The sequence below is a fragment of the Nonomuraea sp. NPDC050643 genome (assembly GCF_040654715.1).
Lineage (GTDB): Bacteria > Actinomycetota > Actinomycetes > Streptosporangiales > Streptosporangiaceae > Nonomuraea.
In genome coordinates this window covers 1-22,700 of the sequence record NZ_JBFAIM010000014.1, presented here as the reverse complement: position 1 = coordinate 22,700, position 22,700 = coordinate 1, and the positions used below count along the sequence as shown (strand labels likewise).

The following is a 22,700-nucleotide window of genomic DNA, read 5'->3' as shown; positions in this document are numbered from 1 at the left end:
CACGATTCCCAATTGATCATGACTTTTCCCATAGATCAACAGCCCCGGAGAATCGTCTCCATGGCGTCCTTCTCCGCCGACGTCACCCAGACCTCGTACTTGGCCTTCACGTCGACCTGCCGCGCGATGTACGCGCACCGGTACGCCTTGCGCGGCGGCAACCACGTCGCCGCGTCGGAGTCGCTCTTCTGGCCGTTCAGCGGCCCGTCCACGGCCAGCAGGTTCAGCGGGTCGTTGGCGAACTCCTTGCGCTTGGTCGCCGTCCACCTCTGCGCGCCCTTCTGCCAGGCGTCGGACAGCGGGATCAGGTGGTCGATCTGGACGTCCATGCTGGTGTCCTGGCCGCGCTCGAACTTGATGGTCTTGCCGCTGTACGGGTCGTGGAGGGTGCCGCTCAGGACGATGCAGTCGTGGGTGCCCGACTTGAACTTCTCGTTCTCCATGTCGCGCTTGAGGATGTCGTTGCGGGTGTCGCAGCCGTTGCGGTCGACGTCCGCCCAGGAGGGGCCGAACTCGTCGCGGTCGAAGCCGGTCTTCGGGGCACGGCCCTTGACCTCCAGTTTGGCCAGCTTCTTGCGGGCGTCCGAGACCGAGGCCGAGTCCGGCTTGCTCGTCTTGCCGCCGCCGGTGGACTGCGCTTCGAGCCCTCCGCAGCCGGTCAGCACCGTTACCGTGGCCAGACCGGCCATGAACGCCCGTATCCGCACGTCCGCCCCCAGACTTTCGTCGATGTTTTCGTAAAGTCTAGGTAATGCCCGGATATAGACCTATAACGCCTCAATGGCGTCGAGGAGCCACTCCGCCAGGTAACCGGTGAAGGACGACCTGACGTAGATCCGGTAGACGCCGGGCGCCGGCCGCTCCAGGATGACGGAGGTCTTGCCGAGCGGCGTCTGGGCGTGGCCGGGGAGAGAGTGCAGGTCAACGGGGCAGCCGGTGATCAGGACGTCGTCCGCGCGCGGGCCCGACAGCTCCAGGACCGTACGCTGTCCCGACACGTCCACCCACCCCGCCCGTGGCGTGATATTTCCGTACACGAGCCACCAGGACGGGCCCAGCCGCAGCCCCACCCCCGGGTCCGCGCCCCGCACCTCCCACATCGGCTCGAACGCCACCTCCCGCAGCCGCACACCAGGACCACCGGCCGCCTCGAACCGGGCGGCGAACGCGGCGGCCGGGCTCTCGGCGCGGCATTCGCCCCCGAACACGGGCGGCGCGGCGGTCAGCGGCTCGCCGTCGCGGCGGGCGTTCTCCGGGTCGTGGAAGACGGGCTCCACGACGGTCACCGGATGCGCCGCCCCGCCCGCCACCGCCGTGAGCCGGTCGCCGGGCGCGACGTTCCTGGCCAGCGCCAGGCAGAACGTACGCCCGAGCGCGGCACTGGCGTAACTGGAGGTCACGTGCCCGAGCATCGGCGACCCGTCGCCCGCGACGAGCTGGGCGCCCTCCTCCACGAGGACCGCCGGGTCGTCGGGCAGCAGGCCGACCAGGTGCTTGCGGTCGCTCCTGGCCGTGTCGGGGCGGGCGTGCGACCGCTTGCCGACGAAGTCGGGCTTGCGCTTGGAGATCAGCCACGACATGCCGAGGTCCTGCGGGGTGACGGTGCCGTCGGTCTCCTGGCCGACGATCGCGAACCCCTTCTCGGCCCGCAGCACGTGCATGGTCTCCGTCCCGTACGGCACCGCGCCGAGCGCCAGCACCGCCTCCCACAGCGCCCTGCCGTACGGCCACGGCACGTTGACCTCGTAGGCCAACTCGCCGGAGAAGCTGATCCTGAACACCCGGCCGGGCACCCCCAGCACCGGCGTGGCCGCGTAGCGCATGAAGGCCAGGCCGGCCGCCTCCGGCGCGATCGCCGCGACGACCTGCCTGGCGCGCGGGCCCGCGACGGCGACGGTGGCCCAGTGGTCGGTGACCGACGTGAACGCCACGTCCAGGTCCGGCCACTCCGTCTGGTGCCACTCCTCCAGCCAGTCGAGCACGGCGGCGGCGTTGCCCGTGGTCGTGGTCATCAGGAAGTGCTCCTCGGCCAGCCTGGTCGTGGTGCCGTCGTCGAACACCATCCCGTCGGCCCGGCACATCACGCCGTAACGGCAGGCGCCGACGGCGAGGGTGGAGTACAGGTTGGTGTAGATCCGGTCGAGGAACCCGGCGGCGTCGCGGCCCCGGATGTCGATCTTGCCGAGGGTGGAGGCGTCCATGGCGGCCACGGAGGTGCGGGCGGCGCGGCATTCGCGCAGCACCGCGGCCTCCATCGCCTCTCCGTCCAGCGGGAAGTAGCGCGGGCGCTTCCACTGGCCGACGTCCTCGAACACCGCCCCGAGGGCGAGGTGCGCCTCGTGCATGGCGGTGGTCCTGACGGGGTCGGACAGCGCGCCACGGTCACGCCCGGCCAGGGTGGCGAAGGACACCGGCGTGTACGGCGGCCGGAACGTGGTCGTCCCCACCTCGCCCGGAGCGGCTCCGAGCAGCGCCGACATGACGCCGACGACGACCGCGCCCGAGGTCTTGCCCTGGTCGGCGCCTGTGCCGGCGGTGGTGTAACGCTTGACGTGCTCCACCGAGCGCATGCCCGTCCCCGTGGCCCTGGCCAGGTCGGCCACGGTCACGTCCCGCTGCAGGTCGGCGAAGGCGGGCTCGTCCGAGGCCCCCTCGACCGTCCACAGGGCGGCCGGCGGGCGCGACGGCCGCTCGTCACACTCGGGCACATCGAACTCGGGCACACCGAACTCGGGCGCGACCGCCCCACCGTCCGCCGGCGCGAGCCTGGCCGCCTCGATCCCCGCCGCGAGCCTGGCCGCCTCGGCCCCCGCCGCGTAGCCGTCCTCGATGGCCTCGCGGGTGCCGTACAGGCCCCGGCAGGCACCGGCCGACCGCTCGGCCTGGGCCGACCTGCCGGGGACGAACGCCTGCGCCACCTCGTCGAACCGGACCCGCCCCTGCGACTGGCTGAACAGGTGCACGGCCGGGTTCCAGCCGCCGGCCACCGCCAGCAGATCGGCCTCCAGATACCGGGAGCCCACCTGAACGCCGGTCAGCACGCCGTCCGCGTCGCCCGTGGTGCCGGTCACCACCTCGCCGGCGACGCGCGGGTCCACGATCTCGACGATCTCCACCCCGGCCGCCGCCAGGTCCCTGGCCGCCTCGTAGCCGGAGTCCGCGCACGCGAACACCACCGCCCGCCGCCCGGCCGCCACGCCGTACCGGTTCGCGTAGGTCCGCGCCGCCGAGGCCAGCATCACGCCGGGCCGGTCGTTGCCGGGAAAGGCGAGCGAGCGCTCGTGCGCTCCCGTCGCCAGCACCACCCGGCGCGCCCTGAAGTGCCACAGCCGCTCGCCCCGCGCCCGCCGCTCCACCGCCACCACGTAGTTGTGGTCGTAGTAGCCGACGGCGGTCGTCCGCGTGAGCACCCGGCCGGGCAGGTCGAGCCCGTCCACCCAGTCCAGCGCGGGCGCCCCGTCCAGCGTCACCCGGCTGTCGAGCAGGTCGCCGCCGAGGCGGGGCCGCTCGTCCACGAGGATCACCCGCGCGCCCTGCCGCCCGGCCGCCACCGCCGCGGCCAGCCCCGCCGGGCCGCCGCCGACCACGAGCACGTCGCAGTGCAGGTAGCCCTTGTCGCGGCGCCGGTCGTCCACCTGGTCCATGGCGTCGAGGCCCACGCGGCCCTTGCCGCGCAGGCTCCACGCCTCCAGCCCGTCGTACAGCTCCACCGTGGTGGCCGCCAGCATGGGGTCGGCGCCCACGCGGACAAGCGCGTTCGGCTCCTCGGGACCGGCGGTGAAGATCCCGCGGGGCCGGCCGAGCTCCACGCTGCGGCCGACCACCCGCACGCCGTTGCGCAGCAGGGCGGCGGCCAGCGTGTCCCCGGGCTCGCCGCGCATCGCCCGGCCGTCGAACGTGAACCTCATGGCGCCTTCCGGAACTCGTGGGTGACCGTATGGCGCTCGGCCGTGAACCAGGTCCGGCAGCCGTGCGCGTGGAACCAGCGCTCGTGGAACCAGCCCTTGGGGTTGTCGCGCAGGAAGACGTACGCGGCCCACTCCTCGTCGGTGGTCTCGCCGGTGGGGCAGGCGATGCCGGCCTGGCCGCCGTACCGGAACTCGTCCTCGTCGCGGGGGCCGCAGTGCGGGCAGTCGATGAGCAGCATCAGTGCGCCACCGCCGCCGCGCCGTGCTCGTCGATGAGCGCCCCCGTCGTGAACCGGTCCAGTGCGAACGGCTCCGCCAGCGGATGCGGCCGGTCGTGGGCCAACGTGTGGGCGTACACCCAGCCGGAGCCCGGCGTGGCCTTGAAGCCGCCGGTGCCCCAGCCCGCGTTGATGTACAGGCCCTCCACCGGCGTGGGGCCGATGATGGGCGAGGCGTCCGGGGAGACGTCCACGATGCCGGCCCACGTACGCAGCACGCGTACCCGGCTGAAGATCGGGAACAGCTCCAGCGCCGCCGCCATCTGCGCCTCGATGACGTGCACGCCGCCGCGCTGCCCATAGGAGTTGTACGCGTCGATCCCCGCCCCCATGACCAGCTCGCCCTTGTGCGCCTGGCTGACGTACACGTGCACGGCGTTCGACATGACCACGCAGTCGAGCACCGGCTCCAGCAGCTCCGACACCAGCGCCTGCAGCGGGTGCGACTGCAGCGGCAGCCGGATCCCGGCCCGCTCGGCGAGCACCGAGGTGTGCCCGGCCGCCGCGAGCGCGACCTTCCCGGCGGCGATCCGGCCGCGCGAGGTCAGCACGGCCCGCACCCTGTTGTCCGTGATCTCGAACCCGGTGACCTCGCACCCCTGGATGAGGTCGATCCCGTACGCGTCCGCCCCTCGGGCCAGCGCCCAGGCCACGTGGTCGTGCTTGGCGATCCCGCCGCGCCGCTGCAGGGTGGCCCCCATGACGGGGTAGCGGGCCCGCTCGGACACGTTGATTATCGGGCAGAACTTCTTGACCTCGTCCGCGTCCAGCCATTCGGCGTCCACGCCGCTCCGCCGGTTGGCGTTCACCCTGCGCCTGCCCTCGCGCACGTCGCCCAGGTTGTGCGCCAGGTTGAGCACGCCGCGCTGGCTGAACCGCAGGTCGTAGTCGAGCGCGGCGCTCAGGCCCTCCCACAGTTTCAGCGAGTGCTCGTAGATGGCGGCGCTCTCGTCCCACAGGTAGTTGGAGCGGATGATCGTGGTGTTGCGCGCCATGTTCCCGCCGGCCAGCCAGCCCCGCTCCAGGACGGCGACGTTGGTCACGCCGTGGTTCTCGGCCAGGTAGTAGGCGGTGGCCAGGCCGTGCCCGCCGCCGCCCACGATGACCACGTCGTAGGACGGCTTGGGGTCGGGGTTGCGCCAGAGGAAGTCGGGGTGGGTCAACGTCTGATCTTCTCCATCCCGGGGTCGTACAGGGGCTCGGCGGCGACCTCCGCGGGGACGCGGCGGCCGAAGTAGGAAATTTCGACATGTGTCCCGGGTTCGGCCAGCTCGGCCGGCAGCCAGGCGTAGGCGATCGGGCGCTGGATGGTGTGGCCGTACGCGGCGCTGGTGACGTATCCGACCGTGCGGCCGCCGTGCCGTACGGGCTCCTTGCCCATGACCACCTCGGCGCTGAGCAGCGGCACCAGCTTGCGGGTGACCTCGATGGACAGCGCGTCACGGCCGATGAAGTCCTTGTCCGCCTTGACGGCGAAGGCCAGCCCCGCCTCGTACGGGTCGTGCTCGGTCGTCATGTCCACGCCCCAGAGCCGGTAGCCCTTCTCCACCCGCAGGCTGTTGAACGCGGCCCGGCCGCCCGCGACGGCCAGCCCGGGCGCCCAGAGCGTGTCCCACAGCTTGAGGCCCATGTCGGCGGTGGTGTAGAGCTCCCAGCCCAGCTCGCCGACGTAGGAGACGCGCAGCGCGAGCACCGGGACGTGCCCGATATATCCGGATCGGCAGTTGAAGTAGCGCAGGCCCTCGTGCGACAGGTCCATGTCGGTCAGCGGCTGCACCAGCTCCCTGGCCAGTGGCCCCCACACGCCGACGCAGCAGGTGGCGGGGGTCAGGTCGCGGACCCGTACACCGCCGGGGGCGTGCCTGGTCAGCCAGTCGAGGTCGAGGTTGCCGTTCGCGCCGACCTGGAAGGTGTGCTCGTCCAGCCGGGCCACCGTGAGGTCGGACCTGATGCCGCCCTTGACGTCGAGCAGCAGCGTGTAGGTGACCGAGCCGGGCTTCTTGTCCACATTGTTCGTCGTCATGCGCTGCAGGAACGCCGCCGATCCCGGCCCGGCGACCTCGATGCGCTTGAGCGGCGTCATGTCGTAGAGCGCCACCCGCTCCCTGGTCGCGTGGGACTCGGCGGCGGCGATCGGCGACCAGTACCGGCTCGCCCACGCGTCCCGCCGCGCCGCGCCCAGGACGGGCTCGGCGAGGCCCGCGAGGAGGGGCGCGTTGGCCTCGAACCAGTGCGGCCGCTCCCATCCGGCCGCCTCCAGGAAGCGCGCGCCCAGCTCCCGCTGCCGCGGATGGAACGGGCTGGTACGCAGCGGGCGCGGCGACTCCATCGGCTGCAGCGGATGGATGACGTCGTAGACCTCGACGAAGTTCTGCCTGCCCCGCTCCTCGATGAACGCGGGCGACAACTGCACCTGCTCGAACCGGTTGAGGTCGCACTCGTGCAGGTCGTACCCCGAGCGCCCGTCCACCAGCACCTCGGCCAGCGCCCTGGCGACCCCGGCCGAGTGCGTCACCCAGACGGCCTCGGCCAGCCAGAACCCGTCGAGGTGCGGGGCCTCGCCGATCAGCGGGAAGCCGTCGGGGGTGAAGGAGAAGACGCCGTTGATGCCGTCCTCGTACTTGGACTCGGCCAGCGCGGGCATCAGCTCCACCGCGTCGCGCCAGGAGGGGTCGAAGTCCTCCTCGGTGAAGGCCTGCACCGAGGGCATGGTGGTGGCCTTGGGGCCGATCTCGGCCTGGGTGACCGGCATGGGGCGGTGGGCGTACGAGCCGATGCCGACGCGGTCGCCGTGCCGGCGGAAGTACAGGTCGCGGTCCTGGTGACGGAGGATCGGGCCCTCCGGCAGGGCCGGCAGGGGGCCGGACTTGGCGTACTGGTGGGCCAGGGGCAGCAGCGGCACGGTCAGCCCGGCCATCGCGCCGATCGAGGGCCCCCAGAAGCCGGCCGCGCAGACCACCACGTCGGCGGGGATCGTCCGGTGCTCCCCCGAGGCCACCACCGCGACCCCGGTGACCCGGCCGCCCCGCTGCTCGACGCCGATCACCGTGTGCCCGCCCAGGAACCTGGCCCCACGCTCGGTGGCCCGCGCCGCCTGCGCCTCGCCGCAGTCCACGGCGGCGGCCAGCCCATCGCCCGGCACGTGGAACCCACCGAGCACCCGGTCCCGGTCGAGCAGCGGCCAGAGCCCGGCGCACTCGGCCGCGTCGACCAGGCGCGCCTCGACGCCCCACGACTCGGCCCAGCCGTGCTTGCGACGCAGGTCGGTCCAGCGTTCCGGGGTGGTGGCCACCTCCAGGCCGCCGACCTGGCGGAACACGCCCAGGCTCAGGTACTTGCGCACGGTGTAGGCGGCGAACTCGGTCATCGTCTTCGACGGGTTCGTCTGGAAGACCAGGCCGGGCGCGTGCGAGCTGGATCCTCCGGCGGCGAAGAGCGGCCCCTGGTCGACGACCGTGACGTCCGTCCACCCCCGCTGGGTGAGCTCGTCGGCGAGGGCGCAGCCCACGATCCCCGCTCCGATGATCACCAAACGGGGCCGACTCATGACGCCTCCGGTTGTTCCTCAATGCGCAACACGTGGCTCAGTACGCAACGAACATAAGCCTCCGCGCATCCCGGAACAAGAGCCTTCCCCCCGGTGGACCGCCGCCCGCGGCGCCCCATACGCTGATCGGGGATCATGGCATGTCAGAGAGAGGCGACATGGCGCAGCGGCGCTTGCTGGAAGGGCTCGGTGTGACCGTCGCCGAGGAGACCGCCTACCGTGCCCTGCTCAGGCACGGGCCGGCGACGTTGAGCCGGCTGGCGGCCGAGACCGGCTCGTCGGCCGCCGCCATCCGCCGCATGCTGCCCAGGCTGGAGGACCTCGGCCTGATCTCCCGGGTGGCGGGCCGGCCGCTGCGACTGGTCGCCACTCCCCCCAATGTCGCCATCGACATCCTCGTGGCGCGCCGCCAGGAGGAGATCACCCACAGCCGGGCCGCCGCCGCGCTGCTGGCCACCGAGGTCGCCGAGCGCAGCGGGCCGCATCCGGAGGAGGTGCTGGAGGTGGTGAGCGGGCGCGACGCCGTGGCCCGCCGGTATCTCCAGCTCGAACGCAACGCCACGAGCGAGATGCTGGTGCTGGTGCATCCGCCGTACGCGGTGGACATCAGCGACGACCAGGAGAACCGCCAGCGCGCGGCCCGCCAGGGGGCGCCCACTCGCGGCATCTACAGCCCGCAGGCGTTCGAGCACCCGGGCATGCTGGCCCACACCCGCCGCGCCATCGAGGACGGCGAGCAGGCCCGGCTCGGGCAGGTGCCGGTCAAGCTGGCCATCGCCGACGCCCGCACCGCCATCCTGCCGCTGGTCTCCGACGAGGACATGGCCGTGGAGAGCGCGCTCGTGGTGCATCCGTCCGCGCTGCTCGACGCCCTGGTGGGGCTGTTCGAGACGCTGTGGCGGGGCGCCGTGCCGCTCCGCCTGACGGCCGAGACCCTAGAGCCGGAGGCGTGGCCGCAGGCTCCCGACACGGAGGTGCTGGCGCTGCTCGCGGCCGGCATGAAGGACGACGCCATCGCCCGGCAACTCGGCCTGAGTCCGCGCACGGTGCAGCGCCGCGTGCAGGTCCTGTGCGAACGACTGGGCGCCCGAACCCGCTTCCACGCCGGCTTCCTCGCCGCCCAGCACGACCTGCTGACCTGACCGAGCAGAATCCCCGAGCTGATTGAGCAAATCCCCCCGGCCACCGGCTCGACCTAGGTGAGCGGAATCCCCCGGCCACCGGCCGGCCTAGGTGATCAGGATCCCGCCGTCCACCGGCAGCCTCACCCCGGTGATGTACGAGGCCGCGTCGCTCGCCAGGAACACCGCGGCCGCCACCAGCTCGTCCGGATCGCCCGGCCGTCCCATGACCACCCGCGACTCCACGATCGCCTCGAGGTAGCCCGGTTTGTACTGCTCGGTCATCTCCGAGGCGAAGAACCCCGGCTCCAGGCAGTTGACCCTGATGCCGCGCCGCGCGGTCCACTGCTGGGCGAGGTCGCGCGTGAGCCCGATGACCCCCGCCTTGGACGCGCTGTAGGCGGCCTGCGGCAGCCCGGCCGTGGTCTCGCCGAGCACGCTGCCGATGTTCACGATCGACGAGCCGGGCCGCATCACCCGCGCGCACGCCTGCGCCATCCAGTAGGTGCCGTGCAGATTGACCTCGACCACCTGACGGAACTGCTCGGGCGTTTCGCGGGTGGCGGGCACGGCGGTGCCGACGCCCGCGTTGTTGATCAGCACGTCGACGCCGCCCATGGCCTCGACGGCGGCGGCCACGAGCGCGTCGCAGTCTTCGGGCCGCGCCACGTCGGTCGGCACGGCCAGGCACCGGCGGCCGGTCTCCTCGACCAGCCGTCGCGTCTCCTCCAGCAGGTCCGCGCGCCGGGCGCCGATCACGACGTCGGCGCCCGCCTCGGCCAGGCCGCGGGCGAACGCCACACCCAGCCCGGAAGAGGCACCGGTGACGATCGCGACCTTGCCGTCAAGCCGGAAACGCTCCAGCATGCCAGTCCCCACCTTCCCACCGAACCCGAACCACCCGACCGAACCCGAACCACCCCAGCCCAACCCGAACCACCAGGCCGAACCCGAACCACCGGGACCGAACCCTCACCGCCCCGGACGGACGGCTCACCGAGCCGACCACCATCCCGACCGAAACCCCCGGTCCAAGGCCCACCGGCCAAGACCCGAAGACCTCAGCCGCCGGGACCAGGCCGTCCGGCACCCGGATGACACCGGTGCCGGAAAGCCCTGAAGCCGGGGATCCTAGAGGCCGTATTCCTTGACGATGCGCTCGTGCCGCTCGACCTCGACGTCGATCTCGCGAGCCAGGTCGAGCCAGGCCAGCGGGTGCACCCACCGCTCGGTGGCGTCGTCGAGCAGGGCGTCGACCTCGTTGGGCGACACGTTGGGCGGCACCGCGACCCAGCCGAACACCCCCGGCAGCGACTCTCCGCTGGTCGGGTGGTTGATCGTGTAGTTCTCGTCGCTGTAGACCCACATCGGCCAGCCGCGCTCGGCCATGACCTCGGTGAACTCCGCCCAGTCCTCCTCGCTCGGCGCGGCGCCGTCGAAGAAGTAGCTGGTGTAGCCGCCGGGCCGCAGGATGCGCACCGCCGCGAACGGCGGCACGAAGTTCTGCTGCTCCTGGGGGTCTTCCGGAACCGGCTCGAGGAGCTGCGGGTCGAAGACGACCAGGTCGCCGGCATTGTAGTCCATGCCGCGCGGCTGCGGCAGGGCCAGCCGGGCGGTGGCCGGGCCGGTGCGGATGGACAGCACCTGGCGCTGGCCGCCGTCGGGCGCGGGCAGGATGAGCCTGATGAGGCCCATCTCCTCCTCGATCGGGCCCTCCTTGGACTTGATCGGCATGCCGATCTTGGCCGCGCCCTTGCGCACGGTGTCCCAGTCCTCGGCCGAGGTGGCCATGACGATCATGCGCCAGACGTCCTCGTCGACGAGGTCGTCGAGCACTTCGAGCAGCACGCCGGCGGCCCTGTCGTTGTGGTCGAGCTGCTGGGCGGCGCCGGACAGCAGGCGGCGGGCCTCGAGCCCGGCCCCGGCGGCGACGGCGTGCTCGGCGGCGTCGAGCGTCTCCTGCCAGCGCTCGCGGGCGCTGTGGAGCCTGGCCAGCGTGAGGTGCTGGGCGGCGTGCGGCAGCAGGGCGGCCATCTGCTCGAGCCGCTCGTCCTGGCGGGCCTCGACGAGCAGCGTGGTCAGGTAGGCCACGTCGTCGGCGTCGGCGGTGGCGATGTCGCCGGAGTCGACGAGCATCTTCCAGTAGATGTCGGCACCGGTGGCCGGGTAGCCGAGGAAGCCCAGCGTGGTGGTGTGGCGGCGGGTGGCCTCGAGGTCCTTGCCGGACAGCGGCGCCAGCCAGCCGACCCACCGCTCCGGGTCGGCGTTGAAGCCGTCGGCGGCGTCGAAGAGGCCGACGGTCTCCTCCAGCGGGCCGGGCGCCTCGGGCTCCGTGGCGGACTCGGCGGCGGCCCGCAGGGCGGCGATGCGCTCGCCCAGGTCGCCGCTCTCGCGCAGCTCGGCGCTGCCGGCCTCGGCCACGTCGGCCAGCAGTCTCGCCTGCCAGACGCCCTGCCTGGCGATGGCCAGCTCGCCCGCGATCAGCGCGAGCTCGACGCGGGCGCGGTAGCCGCCCATCATGCCGAAGTAGTCCATCCACTGGCGCAGCACGCGGCCGAGCTGCCAGGTGTTGGTGATCTGCGAGGAGTCGGCCAGCTTGTTGACGGCCTGCGCCCACTCCACGAACACGCGCGGGTGCTCGCCGACCACGTCGAGGTCGGGCAGCGCGTCCACGGCCTCGGCGGTGCGGCCCAGGGTGGACAGGATCAGGGCCCGCCGCACGCCGTCGCGGTGCTCCTTGGCCACCGGGTCGTCGGCCTGGAACCCGGCCGCGGCCTGCAGCGCGGTGAGCGCGTCCTCGGCGCGGCCGGCGGCCAGCAGCGCGCGGGCGCTCTCGGCGCCGAGCTCCCAGCTCGCCTCGCGCCCGGCCACCCGCAGCCGCTCGACGGCGGACTCGGCGTAGCTCACGGCCTCGCCCGGCTTGCCCGCGTCGATGAGGGCGGCGACGTATTGCGTCGCGAGCCCGGTGAAGGCCGGCTTCTCCGGGCTCGTCTTCTCGATGTAGGCGCCCAGGGTCTCGAGGCGCTCGCTCGCGTAGCCGGGGCCGTCGGCGTTGGCCCACGTGATCGCCAGCGCCTCGACCGCCGCCGGAGTGGCCGGGCACTCCCGCACGTCTTCGCGCTGGGCGAACGTCAGAAGTTGCTGCGCGTCGTCTATGGCGACCGCGCCCTGGGCCCGATCGCCGACACGGCCGATCAGGTGCCAGTAGCGGGCGTAGAACTCGAGCCACGGCAGCTCGAGCGACTCCGCCTGCTGCGCGATGGCCGGGGCCATGACGTCGAGCTGCGGATATCGGCCCTCATAGGCCTGTGCAGGGAGGTCTCCCAGCGCCATGGCGAGGCCAACGTTGCCCGCCTCGGAAAGCTGCTGCTGGGTTTCGCCGACCCAGGCCCAGATGTCCACGTCCATGGGCAGCCAGTCTGCCAGGTCAACGAGCGTGCCCAAAACGCAGAAGCTCGATCAGCTCGTCCGATTCGCTGTCGTCGAGGACCGAAAATACCGGTGTCATGAGATCGTCGGTGGTCTCCTCCACGGCCGCGCGCCGCGCCACGACGTCGGGGCCGGGCGTGGCGTACGGCTCCGGCCAGGTGAAGAACTTGGCGATCAGCTCGCCGGCCGCGTGCCCGAACGGCGTGGCGTCGTGGCCGGTCGCGAGCGTGGCCTCCAGCGGGTGCAGGCCGGCCGCGATCACCGCGTTGGCGTGCAGGCCGCCGCGCAGCTCGCGTACGACGTGCATGAGCTGGACGGCCCTGGCGGCCGGGTCGTCCGGCAGGGGCACGGCCCGCCACCCGGCGAACAGCGGCGCCCCTACGGGCGAGGCCCGCCGGACGGCCTTCTCGAGCAGTTCGGCGAGCCTGGCGCAGCCGTCGTAGTGGCCCAGCTTGCGCCGGCCCCACGCCTGGCAGACCTCCGCGTAGAGCTCGACGGCGCGCTCGGCCGCGAGCTTGCGGCCGCCGTTCCAGCTCTCCTCGACGTGCGCGGAGGGGAAGAAGACGGCGACGGACTCGACCACGTCGGCGTCGCACTCGCCGAGGACGCCGCAGCGGCCTCTGAAATAGAACTCGCGGGCTCCGAGGCCGTACTCCTCGCAGACGGCCTTGGCCTCTCTGGAGATCATGAACCCGCCGCCGAACTGGCCGATAGGCGCCTTGACCTGGACAGCGGTGGTGCGTGGGTCAGCCATGTCCACCTCTCAGTTCGCGAAGTAGACTCAGGATCTCCTATCAGAACTTCATTCTGCAAGCATCAGTTCGCCGCTGGCGACGATGACCGCGGGACCGGACAGATAGCTCGTGTCCTCTTCGAGGATGACGGTCAGCGTGCCGCCCACCACCTCGATCGTCCACGTGCCGGTGGTGTCGCCCGACAGGTGGGCGGCGGCGACCGCCGTGGCCACCGCGCCGGTGCCGCAGGAGCGGGTCTCGCCGGAGCCGCGCTCGTAGACGCGCATGACGGCGCGGGCGGTGCCGACGGGGTTGAACAGCTCGATGTTGACGCCGGTGGGGAAGACCGTGGTGTCGAAGCCCGGCTGGTAGGCGAGCTCGAGCTGGACGACGGGGTCGCCGATGGCGCAGGCCAGGTGGGGGTTGCCCAGGACGACGTGGATCCCCGGGTATTCGGTGCCGTTGACCGTGGCCACGCTCTCGCCGTGGACGACGGGCTTGCCCATGTCGACCGTGATGTCGCCGTTGGCCTCCACGTGGATCCGGCGGACGCCGCCCCTGGTCGCCACCGAGAAGTCCGGCGCGTCGACCAGCCCGTTGTCGATCAGGTAGCGGGCGAACACGCGCATGCCGTTGCCGCACATCTCCGCCACGCTGCCGTCGGCGTTGCGGTAGTCCATGAACCACTCGCTCACGCCGGCGTGCTCGGCCACCTCGGGGGAGAGCTTCGTGGGCGCCACCCGGAGCACTCCGTCGGCGCCGATCCCGGCTCTCCTGTCACAGATCTTGGCGACCAGCACGGCCGAGATATCGACCTCGCCGTTCGGATCAGGAAGGATGACGAAATCGTTCTCGGTGCCGTGCCCCTTGAGAAAGCGCATTGTAGGAGTTTATGCGCATGGGTGTCCGGCGACTCGCGCGAGGGATCGCTCCAGCAGATCGGGAGCATCGTACGGCAGCCAGCACACCCGCGGATCCCGGCGGAACCACGACTCCTGGCGGCGGGCGAAACGCCTGGTCAGCCTGACCGTCTCGGCGAACGCCCGCTCCTCGCCCCACTCGCCGGTGAGGAAGCGGATGACCTGCGCGTAGCCGAGCGCGCGGCTGGCGGTGCGCCCCTCGGCCAGGCCCTGTCCCAGCAGCGCGCGCACCTCGTCCACCAGCCCGGCCTGCCACATGCGCTCGACCCTGACCTCGATCCGACGGTCGAGCTCCGGCCTGGGCACCTCGATGCCGATCTGGACGCTCGGATAGACGGCGTCGTAGGACGGCATGCTGGCCGAGAACGGACGCCCGGAAAGCTCGATCACCTCCAGGGCGCGCACGATGCGGCGGCCGTTGCTCGGCAGGATGACCTCGGCCGCGGCCGGATCCAGCTCGCGCAGGCGCTCGTGGAGAGGGGCCGGGCCGCGCTCGGCCAGCTCGGCCTCCAGCCTGGCCCTGATCTCCGGCTCGGTGCCGGGGAAGTCCAGCTCGTCGATGGCCGCCCGCACGTACAGGCCGCTGCCGCCCACCAGCACCGGCGTCTCGAGGCCGTCGATCACCGCCCTGGCCAGCTTCTGGTATTCGGCCACGCTGGCGGTGACCGTCACGTCCCAGATGTCCAGCAGGTGGTGCGGCACCCCGCGCTGCTCCTCCGGGGTGAGCTTGGCCGTGCCGATGTCCATGCCGCGGTAGAGCTGCATGGAATCGGCGTTGACGCACTCACCCCCCAGCCGGAGGGCGAGATCCACGGCGAGATCGGACTTTCCGGCCGCGGTGGGGCCGACGACGGCGATGACTGGCTGCTGGCGCACACGACAAGTGTGCTAGAGATCCAGCAATGTCGGTTGCAGGTAGCCCTCGTGGGTGAGCAGCCACCGCTTGGTCTCCACGCCCTCGCCACCGCTGAACCCGCCCAGCCCGGCGCCCGCCGCGATGACGCGGTGGCAGGGCACGATGATGGGGATCGGGTTGGAGCCCATGATCGAGCCGATGCCGCGGGCGGGCACGCTGGAGCCGCTGAGCCGGGCCAGCTCGCCGTAGGTGACGGCGGTGCCGTAGGGGACCCGGTGCAGGGCCTGGAGCACCTGGAGCCGCGAACCGGACATCAACCGCCAGTCGATGGGCGTCTCGAAGACTTTCAGCTCACCGGCGAAATACGCGTTGAGCTCGGCGACGGCGCAGGCCGTACGATCCGCATCATGAACTTCAGCCAGGCCGAGGCGCTCTGCCAGTCGCGCCCGGGAAGCCGTCCGGGCGCCCCAGCCCGACACGACGAGCCCGGTCTCGGTGATGCCCAGCACGAACGGCCCCACCGGCGTCGGCACCTCGGCGAAGGCGACCGTGGTCACCGTGGTCATCATGTCCTCTCGTGAACTCGTGGTGCTGGGCACCTCAAGCGCGGTGCCCACCCGACACCGTAACCACAACGGCTACCTCGTGCGCTGGGACGGTCAAGGCTTTCTCTTCGACCCAGGTGAGGGCACCCAGCGGCAGATGGTGCACGCCGGGCTGAGCGCGCACGACGTGCACTGGATCTGCCTGACGCACTTCCACGGCGACCACTGCCTGGGGGTGCCGGGGGTCGTGCAGCGCATCGCCCGCGACAAGGTCAGGCATCCCGTACGCGCGGTGTTCCCCGGCTCCGGCGAGACCTACTGGCGCAGGCTGCGGCACGCCGCCGCGTTCGCCGACACGTCGGTGATCTCCGAGCATCCGCTCTCCGGCGACGTGGCCACCGTCGGCCCGCTGACCGCGCGTCTGCTGTCCCACCCCATCGAGTCGTACGGCTACCGCCTCCAGGAGCCGCCCGGCCGCCGCATGCTGCCCGAGCGGCTGGCCGCCCACGGCATCAGGGGTCCGGAGATCGGCGAGCTGCAGCGCACCGGTTCCGTACGCGGGGTGACGCTCGACGAGTGCAGCGTCCCCAAGCCGGGCCAGAGCGCGGCCTTCATCATGGACACGCGGCTCTGCGACGCCGTGTTCGAGCTGGCCGCCGCGGCCGACCTGCTGGTGATCGAGTCCACGTTCCTGTCCTCCGAGAGCGCGCTGGCCAAGGAATACGGGCATTTAACGGCCTACGAGGCGGGGCTGGTGGCGGCTCAGACGGGCGTGCGCAGGCTGGTCCTCACCCACTTCTCCGAGCGCTACGGGTTCGACGACGAGCCCACGTTCACCCAGGAAGTACGCCGCAGCTTCGCCGGCGAGGTCGTCCTGGCCCGCGACCTGATGCGGATCCCCGTGCCGCGGCGTCAGGTCCACGACCCGGCGAAATAGCCGACCCCGTAGGGGGCCGCCCGCATCAGCAGCCGTCCCTCGAACGGTCCCGCGCCCGCCACGCCGGCCGCTCCCGCCAGCACCTGGAGGGCGGCCCGGCCGCTCACCCACAGCCGGTCCGCCTCGGCCGGGTCGAGGGCGGCGAGCGCCCCGGAGTCGGCGCCGGCGATGGCGTCCGCGATGCGGTCGTCGAACGGCCCGGCCGCGTCGTCGTGCTTGCCCGGCGCCCTGGGGCTGAGGCAGGCCGAGCCGTCGCCCACGACGAGCAGCGCCACCCGCTCCCCCGCGACCGCCAGCTTCGCCCCGAGCTCCAGGCACTCCAGGGCCGGCGTGTCGAAGGCCACGGACTGGAGCCCACCGGGATCGTGACCACCCGGGCCGCCCGCCGCAGATCCGTCCAGGAGCAGGCGGCCGACGGTCAGGGACAGCGGGAGCACGGGCTCGCCGTGCCCGGTGGCGACGTCCACGCCCCAAGGGCGCAGGGTGCCCGCCGCGGTGGCGTCGTACGTCCTGGTGGTCTCCGCGCCGCCCACGACGATCAGTGTGTCGGGCCGCGCCTCGCGCAGCGCGGCGATGGCGGTGTGGCAGGCGGAGCGGAGGTCGGGCATCTCGAGCACGACCAGCGGGGTTGGCGGGCAGACGGCCGCGGCGACAAGCACGAGCGCAAGCGTACGTAACACCCGGCCAGAAACGTCAGTAGGGGCTGCGGCCCTCCCGCACCTTCGCGAACAGGCTCCGCGCGTACGCGTGGGACGCCTCGTGCAGCCCGTGGCCGAAGCTGATCCGGGCCACCCCGAGCTCCGCCAGCCTGGCGAGCTCCGGCGCCCCCGGCCTGAACAGGATGTTCACCCGCCCGCCCAGCGCGTCGGCCAGGGCCGCGATCTCGTCCTCGTCCCCCAGCCCGATGGGGTACACGCAGTCGGCCCCCGCCTCCAGATACCGCCGCCCGCGCTCGACGGCCGCCGCACGCCCGGCAGCCGACAGGGCCCCGCCGCGCAGGTACAGGTCGATCCGGGCGTTGATCACGAGCGTGTCGCCGGCCGCGGCCCGCACCTCGGCCAGGAACTCGGCCTGGGCCTCGGGCTCGACCAGCTCGCCGTGCCCCGGCAGGGAGTCCTCCAGGTTGCACCCGACGGCCCCGGTCGCGGCCAGGCGTTCGGCCAGCTCGGCCGGCTTGAGCCCGTAGCCGCGCTCGACGTCGGCGGTGACGGGCAGGTCGACGGCCCGCACGATGCGGGCGACGGCGGCCATCATCTCCTCCACCGGCGTGTCCTCGCCGTCCTCGTAGCCGAGCACGCGGGCGACGGCGGCGCTGCCGGTGGCGATCGCGGGGAACCCGGCCTCGTGCACGGCCCGGGCCGAGGCGGCGTCCCAGACGTTGGGCAGGACGAGAGGGGTTCCCGGCACGTGCAGCGCGCGCAGCACGGCCGCTCTGTCAGTGGTCATGCCTCGACCCTAGGGAGCGGAGTGGCTCCTGCCACAGGTCCAATGCCGTCCATATCCGGCAAACCACTTCACCGCGGCAGGTCTAGCATCCCTTCGCCGAGCACTGGCCGCTGACCTCGCCCGCCGGGCCGTCCGCGGGGTTGTCCGCCGGGGTGCCGTTCCCCGAGGACTGCGGCGACTTGGTGGGGGACGTCGTCGCCGGCTTCTTGCCGGTGCCCGTCTGCTTGTTGCCCGTCGAGGGGTCGGTGCCGGTGGATCCGGTGCCCGGGTCGCCACCGCTCGTGACCGGTTCGCCGCCGCCCGTGCCGGGGTCGGCGACGTCGCCCGTGCCGCCGTCGCCGGGGTCGTCGGTGGACAGGTCGTCGCCGGGGTCGTCGGTCGTGGCGTCGCCCATGGTGGCGTTCTCGTCGTCCTGGAGGTCGTCGGTCCCGGCGGCCGTCTGGGTGGGCGCGGGCCCGCCGCCCTGCTGGGCGGCCGCACCGGGGTTGGAGGCCAGCATGTAGCCCACGCCGCCCGCCGTGAGCACGGCGACGAGCGCCGAGGCGACAATGAAGAGGATCTTGTTGTTGCTCTTCTTCTTCGGTGGCCTGTTTCCCGAGGGCCCATTTCTCGACGCCAGCCGAGTATCTCCAGGCCCGGACAGGATCTCGGGACGATCCGCCTCGTTCGGATCTTGCATGGTGGTGCAGCTCCCTGCGGTCGTATCGGGGAAAGCTCGCCGGCTTCCGCGGGTGATGGACCACACTAGCCGCAACAGCTGAATGCTCGCACACCAATCACAAAGGAATCACGACTTGTCCCCCCTTAGATCCATTTGGCCAGGTCGCCGCGCCAACCTGGCACCCATGGCCGGAGCAGCCGGGGTACTCGTCACAGCGACACTGGGAATATTCCTGGCATTCACCCAGACACCCCAACCAGCCCCGCGAACTTCTCCGGAATTCGATCAGGAAACACCGCTTTCCCCAAGATCGAATTCCACTCCGTCGCCACTCTCGGCATCGAACGGAACACCAACAGCGACCAAATCTCCCCGCGTGCCGACATCTTCCAGTGGACCGCTCCATTTCCCTTCGGCGTTCTCCTCGGCGCAGTCGGCGGACGCGCTCGGGCCCCTGCTGCCGCCGTGGATCGAGGCGGTGCCGCCCATGGTGCCGCCCATGGTGCCGCCCATGGTGCCGCCCATCTCGCTGGCCTCTCCGTCGGCGGTGCCCGCCCGCTCGGCGGGCCCACAGCCCAGGTCCGGGAAAGGGTCCGAGCGGCCGCCGAAGAGACGACCGGCCGTACCTCGTCCGCACGGCTCGCCGGCCCCGCAGCCGCCCCCTCAGGCACCCCCGCAGGCGCCGTCTCCGCCGTCCCTTCAGCCGGCTCCCCAGCCGTCCGTCGTCACGGAGCGGACCCTGCCGCCGCGGCGGCCGGGCCGCGGCATGCCGGACCCCTGCGCCACCTTCCACGACTTCCGCAGGCAGCCGTGTTACGACTTCCTGCAGCGCCTGACCCGCTGACGTCCGGCAGCGCCTGACCCGCTCACGCCGACGCGAAAAGGGCGGTGCCGGAGCACCGCCCTTTCGAGAACCGAACCCGTCTCAGTGCGCCGAGCAGCCTCCGGTGGAGGCCGGAAGCGGTGCGGGGCGGCCGATGGTGGGCATTCCCAGCAGCACTCCCGGCGCCGGAACCGAGCCGCCGGACTGGCGGGCCTGCCAGGCGTCACCCGCCCGGGTACGCCGCAGCGCGCGCACCTCGCCGTCGGCCACCAGGTGGTGCGGAGCCGCGTACGTCACCTCGACCGTCACCATGTCACCCGGCCGCGGCGTCTCGGACCCGACCGCGAAGTGCACCAGCCGGTTGTCCGCCGCGCGCCCCGACAGGCGGTGGGTGGCGTCGTCCTTGCGCCCCTCGCCCTCGGCCACGAGCACCTCGAGCGTGCGGCCGACCTGCTTCTTGTTCTCCTCCCAGGAGATCTCCTCCTGCAGGGCCACGAGCCGCTCGTAGCGCTCCTGCACGACCTCCTTGGGCACCTGGTCGGGCATGGTGGCCGCGGGGGTGCCGGGCCGGATGGAGTATTGGAAGGTGAAGGCGTTGGCGAAGCGGCTGCGCCGGACCACGTCGAGCGTGCCCTGGAAGTCCTCCTCGGTCTCCCCGGGGAAGCCGACGATGATGTCGGTCGAGATGGCCGCGTCGGGCATGGCGGCGCGCACCCGTTCGATGATGCCCAGGTAGCGCTCCGCCCGGTAGGAGCGCCGCATCGCCTTCAGCACCCGGTCGGAGCCCGACTGCAGCGGCATGTGGAGCTGGTGCATGACGTTGGGCGTCTCCGCCATGGCGGCGATCACGTCGTCGGTGAAGGCGGCCGGGTGCGGCGAGGTGAAGCGGACCCGCTCCAGGCCCTCGATCGTGCCGCACGAGCGCAGCAGCTTGCCGAAGGCGAGCCGGTCGCCGAACTCCACGCCGTAGGTGTTGACGTTCTGGCCCAGCAGCGTGACCTCGAGCGCCCCCTGCTCCACCAGCGTCCGCACCTCGGACAGGATGTCGCCGGGCCGGCGGTCCTTCTCCTTGCCGCGCAACGACGGCACGATGCAGAAGGTGCAGGTGTTGTTGCAGCCGACCGAGACCGACACCCACGCGGCGTAGGCGGACTCGCGCTTGGTGGGCAGCGTCGAGGGGAAGACCTCGAGCGACTCCTTCAGCTCGACCTGCGACTCGCCCTCGATGCGGGCCCGCTCCAGCAGCACCGGCAGCGAGCCGATGTTGTGCGTGCCGAACACCACGTCGACCCACGGGGCCCTGCGGACGATCTCGCCCTGGTCCTTCTGCGCCAGGCAGCCGCCGACGGCGATCTGCATGCGCGGGTTGCTCACCTTGGCGGGCCTCAGATGGCCGAGGTTGCCGTAGAGGCGGTTGTCGGCGTTCTCCCGCACGGCGCACGTGTTGAACACGACCACGTCGGCCGTCTCGCCGTCGTGAGCGGGCACGTAACCGGCGTCCTCCAGCAGGCCCGACAGCCGCTCGGAGTCGTGGACGTTCATCTGGCACCCGTATGTGCGCACTTGGTAGGTGCGGGCGCCCTCCTGGGTCACAGTCATGGCACGTTCAAGGGTAGTCGTTGTGTGGCTTGCGGCGGTCCGTACCGATCTAAAAGACCAGCTTGATGGCATGATGTGATCGGATCGGTACCGCTCGGTTAGTGACCAGCGCTCTTACGCCCTCTACCGTTTTGGTCCATGACGGAGAACGGCGACGTCACTCCACTGGTTCGGATGGAGAACGTCAACAAGCACTTCGGGGCGCTGCACGTCCTGAAGAACATCAACTTGACCGTCTCTCGTGGCGAGGTTCTGGTCGTCATCGGCCCGTCGGGCGGTGGGAAGTCCACGCTGTGCCGGACGATCAACCGGCTGGAGACGATCAACGACGGCAAGATCATATTTGACGGCCAGGAGCTGCCCGCGGAGGGCAAAGGCCTGGCCAGGCTGCGTTCCGAAGTCGGCATGGTCTTCCAGTCGTTCAATTTGTTCGCCCACAAGACCATCCGCGAGAACGTCACGCTGGGCCCCATCAAGGTTCGCGGCAAGGCCCGCGACGCCGCCAACAAGCAGGCGATGGAACTGCTCGAGCGGGTGGGCATCGCGGCGCAGGCGGACAAATATCCCGCCCAGCTCTCCGGCGGCCAGCAGCAGCGAGTCGCCATCGCCAGGGCACTGGCCATGGACCCGAAGATGATCCTGTTCGACGAGCCGACCTCCGCACTGGACCCCGAGATGGTGCAGGAGGTGCTCGACGTCATGATCGGGCTGGCCCGCGACGGGATGACCATGATGGTCGTCACGCACGAGATGGGCTTCGCCCGCCGGGCGGCCAACCGGGTCGTGTTCATGGCCGACGGGCAGATCGTGGAGGAGAACACCCCCGACGAGTTCTTCACCAACGCGCAGACCGACCGGGCGCGTGACTTCCTTTCGAAGATCCTCACGCACTGATAATTGAGGCAGGTACACATGCACATGCGTCGAATGGGAGCGGTGCTCTCGATAGCGGCCCTGGCCGCAGGTCTGACCGCTTGCGGCGGTGGCGGCGCCGGGGGCGGCGGCGAGCAGAGCTTCGCCACCGTGGCCGACAAGGTCACGGGCGGCGGCACGATCGTGGTCGGCACCAAGTGGGACCAGCCGAGCTTGGGCCTGAAGATGGGCAACGAGCCCGAGGGCTTTGACGTCGACGTTGCCAAGGCCGTCCTGAAGGAGATGGCCGGCGGCAAGGACGTGAAGATCGAGTGGAAGGAGTCGGCCTCCTCCAACCGCGAGCCGTTCCTCCAGAACGGCACGGTCGACATCGTCTTCGCGACCTACTCCATCACCGAGGAGCGCAAGGGCAAGGTCAGCTTCGGCGGCCCCTACGTCGTCGCCCACCAGGACGTGATGGTCCGCAAGGACGACACCTCCATCAACACCCCGCAGGACCTCAAGGGCAAGAAGATCTGCAAGGCCGCGGGCTCCAACTCGTACAAGCGCATCACGGACCCGCCGCCGGACGGCGAGCTCGACATCGACGCCACCACCGTCGACGCGGCCAACTACTCCGAGTGCGTGCAGAAGCTCAACGGCAGCAACCTCGACGCGGTCACCACCGACGACCTGATCCTGGCGGGCTTCGCCAAGCAGGCCGGTGGCAACTTCAAGGTGCTGGGCCAGGGCTTCACGGACGAGAAATACGGCGTCGGCCTGAAGAAGGGCGACACCAAGACCTGCGAGGCCGTCAACACCGCGGTGAAGAAGCTGTGGGACAGCGGCACCATGAAGCAGCTGCTGGACAAGTGGTTCGGTGGCATCCAGGGTCTGAAGGTGTCGGACGCCGCACCGCCGGCCGAGGGTTGCGCCTGATCATGCCAGTGGCGGCGGCCGGCTGGCGTACCACCGGCGTGCGCAGACCGGGCGAGCCGAACGCCGCCGTGCCCTTCGGCGCCCACCCCGTCGTCACGACCTTCG

At 71.5% G+C, this 22,700-nt stretch carries 20 protein-coding genes; 4 read left to right on the top strand and 16 right to left on the bottom strand.

From position 1 onward, the window contains the following. Window positions 1–35: 35 nt before the first annotated feature. The 5 genes from AB0I15_RS19820 to AB0I15_RS19800 are packed head-to-tail and all read right to left on the bottom strand — an operon-like array spanning window position 36 to window position 7,733. Window positions 36–707 carry an HNH endonuclease family protein gene (locus tag AB0I15_RS19820; protein ID WP_358097129.1) on the bottom strand — a complete coding sequence of 224 codons (672 nt, stop codon included), beginning with the start codon at window positions 705–707 and terminating at the stop codon, window positions 36–38. Window positions 708–767: 60 nt separating this feature from the next. Next, complete coding sequence (locus AB0I15_RS19815) at window positions 768–3,908, bottom strand: 2Fe-2S iron-sulfur cluster-binding protein (RefSeq protein ID WP_358097126.1); 3,141 nt, start codon at window positions 3,906–3,908, stop codon at window positions 768–770. Then, complete coding sequence (locus AB0I15_RS19810) at window positions 3,905–4,147, bottom strand: sarcosine oxidase subunit delta (RefSeq protein WP_358097123.1); 243 nt, start codon at window positions 4,145–4,147, stop codon at window positions 3,905–3,907. Before AB0I15_RS19810 ends, AB0I15_RS19815 begins: the two co-directional genes overlap by 4 nt. After that, a complete protein-coding gene (locus AB0I15_RS19805) occupies window positions 4,147–5,349 on the bottom strand; it encodes a sarcosine oxidase subunit beta family protein (RefSeq protein WP_358097120.1) in 1,203 nt (400 codons plus the stop codon). Before AB0I15_RS19805 ends, AB0I15_RS19810 begins: the two co-directional genes overlap by 1 nt. After that, window positions 5,346–7,733 carry an FAD-dependent oxidoreductase gene (locus AB0I15_RS19800; RefSeq protein WP_358097119.1) on the bottom strand — a complete coding sequence of 796 codons (2,388 nt, stop codon included), beginning with the start codon at window positions 7,731–7,733 and terminating at the stop codon, window positions 5,346–5,348. The genes AB0I15_RS19805 and AB0I15_RS19800 overlap by 4 nt, the downstream gene beginning before the upstream one ends. Window positions 7,734–7,873: 140 nt before the next feature. On the opposite strand from AB0I15_RS19800, the gene AB0I15_RS19795 reads away from it, so the two are divergent. After that, window positions 7,874–8,875 carry a helix-turn-helix domain-containing protein gene (locus tag AB0I15_RS19795; RefSeq protein ID WP_358097116.1) on the top strand — a complete coding sequence of 334 codons (1,002 nt, stop codon included), beginning with the start codon at window positions 7,874–7,876 and terminating at the stop codon, window positions 8,873–8,875. 87 nt (window positions 8,876–8,962) lie between these two features. Here AB0I15_RS19795 and AB0I15_RS19790 read toward each other — a convergent pair whose 3' ends face one another. The 6 genes from AB0I15_RS19790 to AB0I15_RS19765 form a co-directional block, all read right to left on the bottom strand. Continuing rightward, window positions 8,963–9,721, bottom strand: coding sequence for an SDR family oxidoreductase (locus tag AB0I15_RS19790; RefSeq protein WP_358097113.1), 759 nt, complete (start codon window positions 9,719–9,721; stop codon window positions 8,963–8,965). A gap of 264 nt (window positions 9,722–9,985) precedes the next feature. Continuing rightward, entirely contained in the window at window positions 9,986–12,298 is a 2,313-nt protein-coding gene (locus AB0I15_RS19785; protein WP_358097110.1) for a tetratricopeptide repeat protein, read from the bottom strand. Then, window positions 12,282–13,037 carry a hypothetical protein gene (locus tag AB0I15_RS19780; protein ID WP_358097107.1) on the bottom strand — a complete coding sequence of 252 codons (756 nt, stop codon included), beginning with the start codon at window positions 13,035–13,037 and terminating at the stop codon, window positions 12,282–12,284. The genes AB0I15_RS19785 and AB0I15_RS19780 overlap by 17 nt, the downstream gene beginning before the upstream one ends. Before the next feature lie 48 nt (window positions 13,038–13,085). Next, on the bottom strand, window positions 13,086–13,898 hold the full coding sequence (gene dapF, locus AB0I15_RS19775) for a diaminopimelate epimerase (protein WP_358097104.1): 813 nt from the start codon (window positions 13,896–13,898) through the stop codon (window positions 13,086–13,088). 9 nt (window positions 13,899–13,907) lie between these two features. Further along, on the bottom strand, window positions 13,908–14,813 hold the full coding sequence (miaA, locus tag AB0I15_RS19770; protein WP_358097101.1) for a tRNA (adenosine(37)-N6)-dimethylallyltransferase MiaA: 906 nt from the start codon (window positions 14,811–14,813) through the stop codon (window positions 13,908–13,910). A gap of 12 nt (window positions 14,814–14,825) precedes the next feature. Further along, window positions 14,826–15,359, bottom strand: a complete 534-nt coding sequence (locus tag AB0I15_RS19765; RefSeq protein WP_358097900.1) for a methylated-DNA--[protein]-cysteine S-methyltransferase — start codon at window positions 15,357–15,359, stop codon at window positions 14,826–14,828. 1 nt (window position 15,360) lies between these two features. On the opposite strand from AB0I15_RS19765, the gene AB0I15_RS19760 reads away from it, so the two are divergent. Beyond that, a complete protein-coding gene (locus AB0I15_RS19760; protein WP_358097098.1) occupies window positions 15,361–16,275 on the top strand; it encodes a ribonuclease Z in 915 nt (304 codons plus the stop codon). On the opposite strand, the gene AB0I15_RS19755 is transcribed toward AB0I15_RS19760, so the two are convergent. From AB0I15_RS19755 to miaB, 5 genes are all read right to left on the bottom strand, one after another. Further along, window positions 16,251–16,934 carry a hypothetical protein gene (locus tag AB0I15_RS19755; RefSeq protein WP_358097096.1) on the bottom strand — a complete coding sequence of 228 codons (684 nt, stop codon included), beginning with the start codon at window positions 16,932–16,934 and terminating at the stop codon, window positions 16,251–16,253. The two genes, AB0I15_RS19760 and AB0I15_RS19755, sit on opposite strands and share 25 nt — an antisense overlap. A gap of 34 nt (window positions 16,935–16,968) precedes the next feature. Next, window positions 16,969–17,721 carry an isocitrate lyase/phosphoenolpyruvate mutase family protein gene (locus AB0I15_RS19750; protein WP_358097094.1) on the bottom strand — a complete coding sequence of 251 codons (753 nt, stop codon included), beginning with the start codon at window positions 17,719–17,721 and terminating at the stop codon, window positions 16,969–16,971. An 82-nt stretch (window positions 17,722–17,803) separates the two neighbouring features. Next, window positions 17,804–18,400, bottom strand: a complete 597-nt coding sequence (locus AB0I15_RS19745) for a hypothetical protein (RefSeq protein ID WP_358097091.1) — start codon at window positions 18,398–18,400, stop codon at window positions 17,804–17,806. A gap of 267 nt (window positions 18,401–18,667) precedes the next feature. Further along, on the bottom strand, window positions 18,668–18,907 hold the full coding sequence (locus AB0I15_RS19740) for a hypothetical protein (protein ID WP_358097088.1): 240 nt from the start codon (window positions 18,905–18,907) through the stop codon (window positions 18,668–18,670). A 400-nt stretch (window positions 18,908–19,307) separates the two neighbouring features. After that, a complete protein-coding gene (gene miaB, locus AB0I15_RS19735; protein WP_358097086.1) occupies window positions 19,308–20,804 on the bottom strand; it encodes a tRNA (N6-isopentenyl adenosine(37)-C2)-methylthiotransferase MiaB in 1,497 nt (498 codons plus the stop codon). A gap of 138 nt (window positions 20,805–20,942) precedes the next feature. On the opposite strand from miaB, the gene AB0I15_RS19730 reads away from it, so the two are divergent. Together AB0I15_RS19730 and AB0I15_RS19725 are read left to right on the top strand one after the other, a co-directional pair. Next, a complete protein-coding gene (locus AB0I15_RS19730) occupies window positions 20,943–21,698 on the top strand; it encodes an amino acid ABC transporter ATP-binding protein (protein WP_358097082.1) in 756 nt (251 codons plus the stop codon). Window positions 21,699–21,716: 18 nt separating this feature from the next. Further along, the gene (locus AB0I15_RS19725; RefSeq protein WP_358097080.1) at window positions 21,717–22,595 is read left to right on the top strand and encodes a glutamate ABC transporter substrate-binding protein; all 879 of its coding nucleotides are present in this window, start codon (window positions 21,717–21,719) and stop codon (window positions 22,593–22,595) included. The last annotated feature ends 105 nt before the right edge of the window (window positions 22,596–22,700 follow it).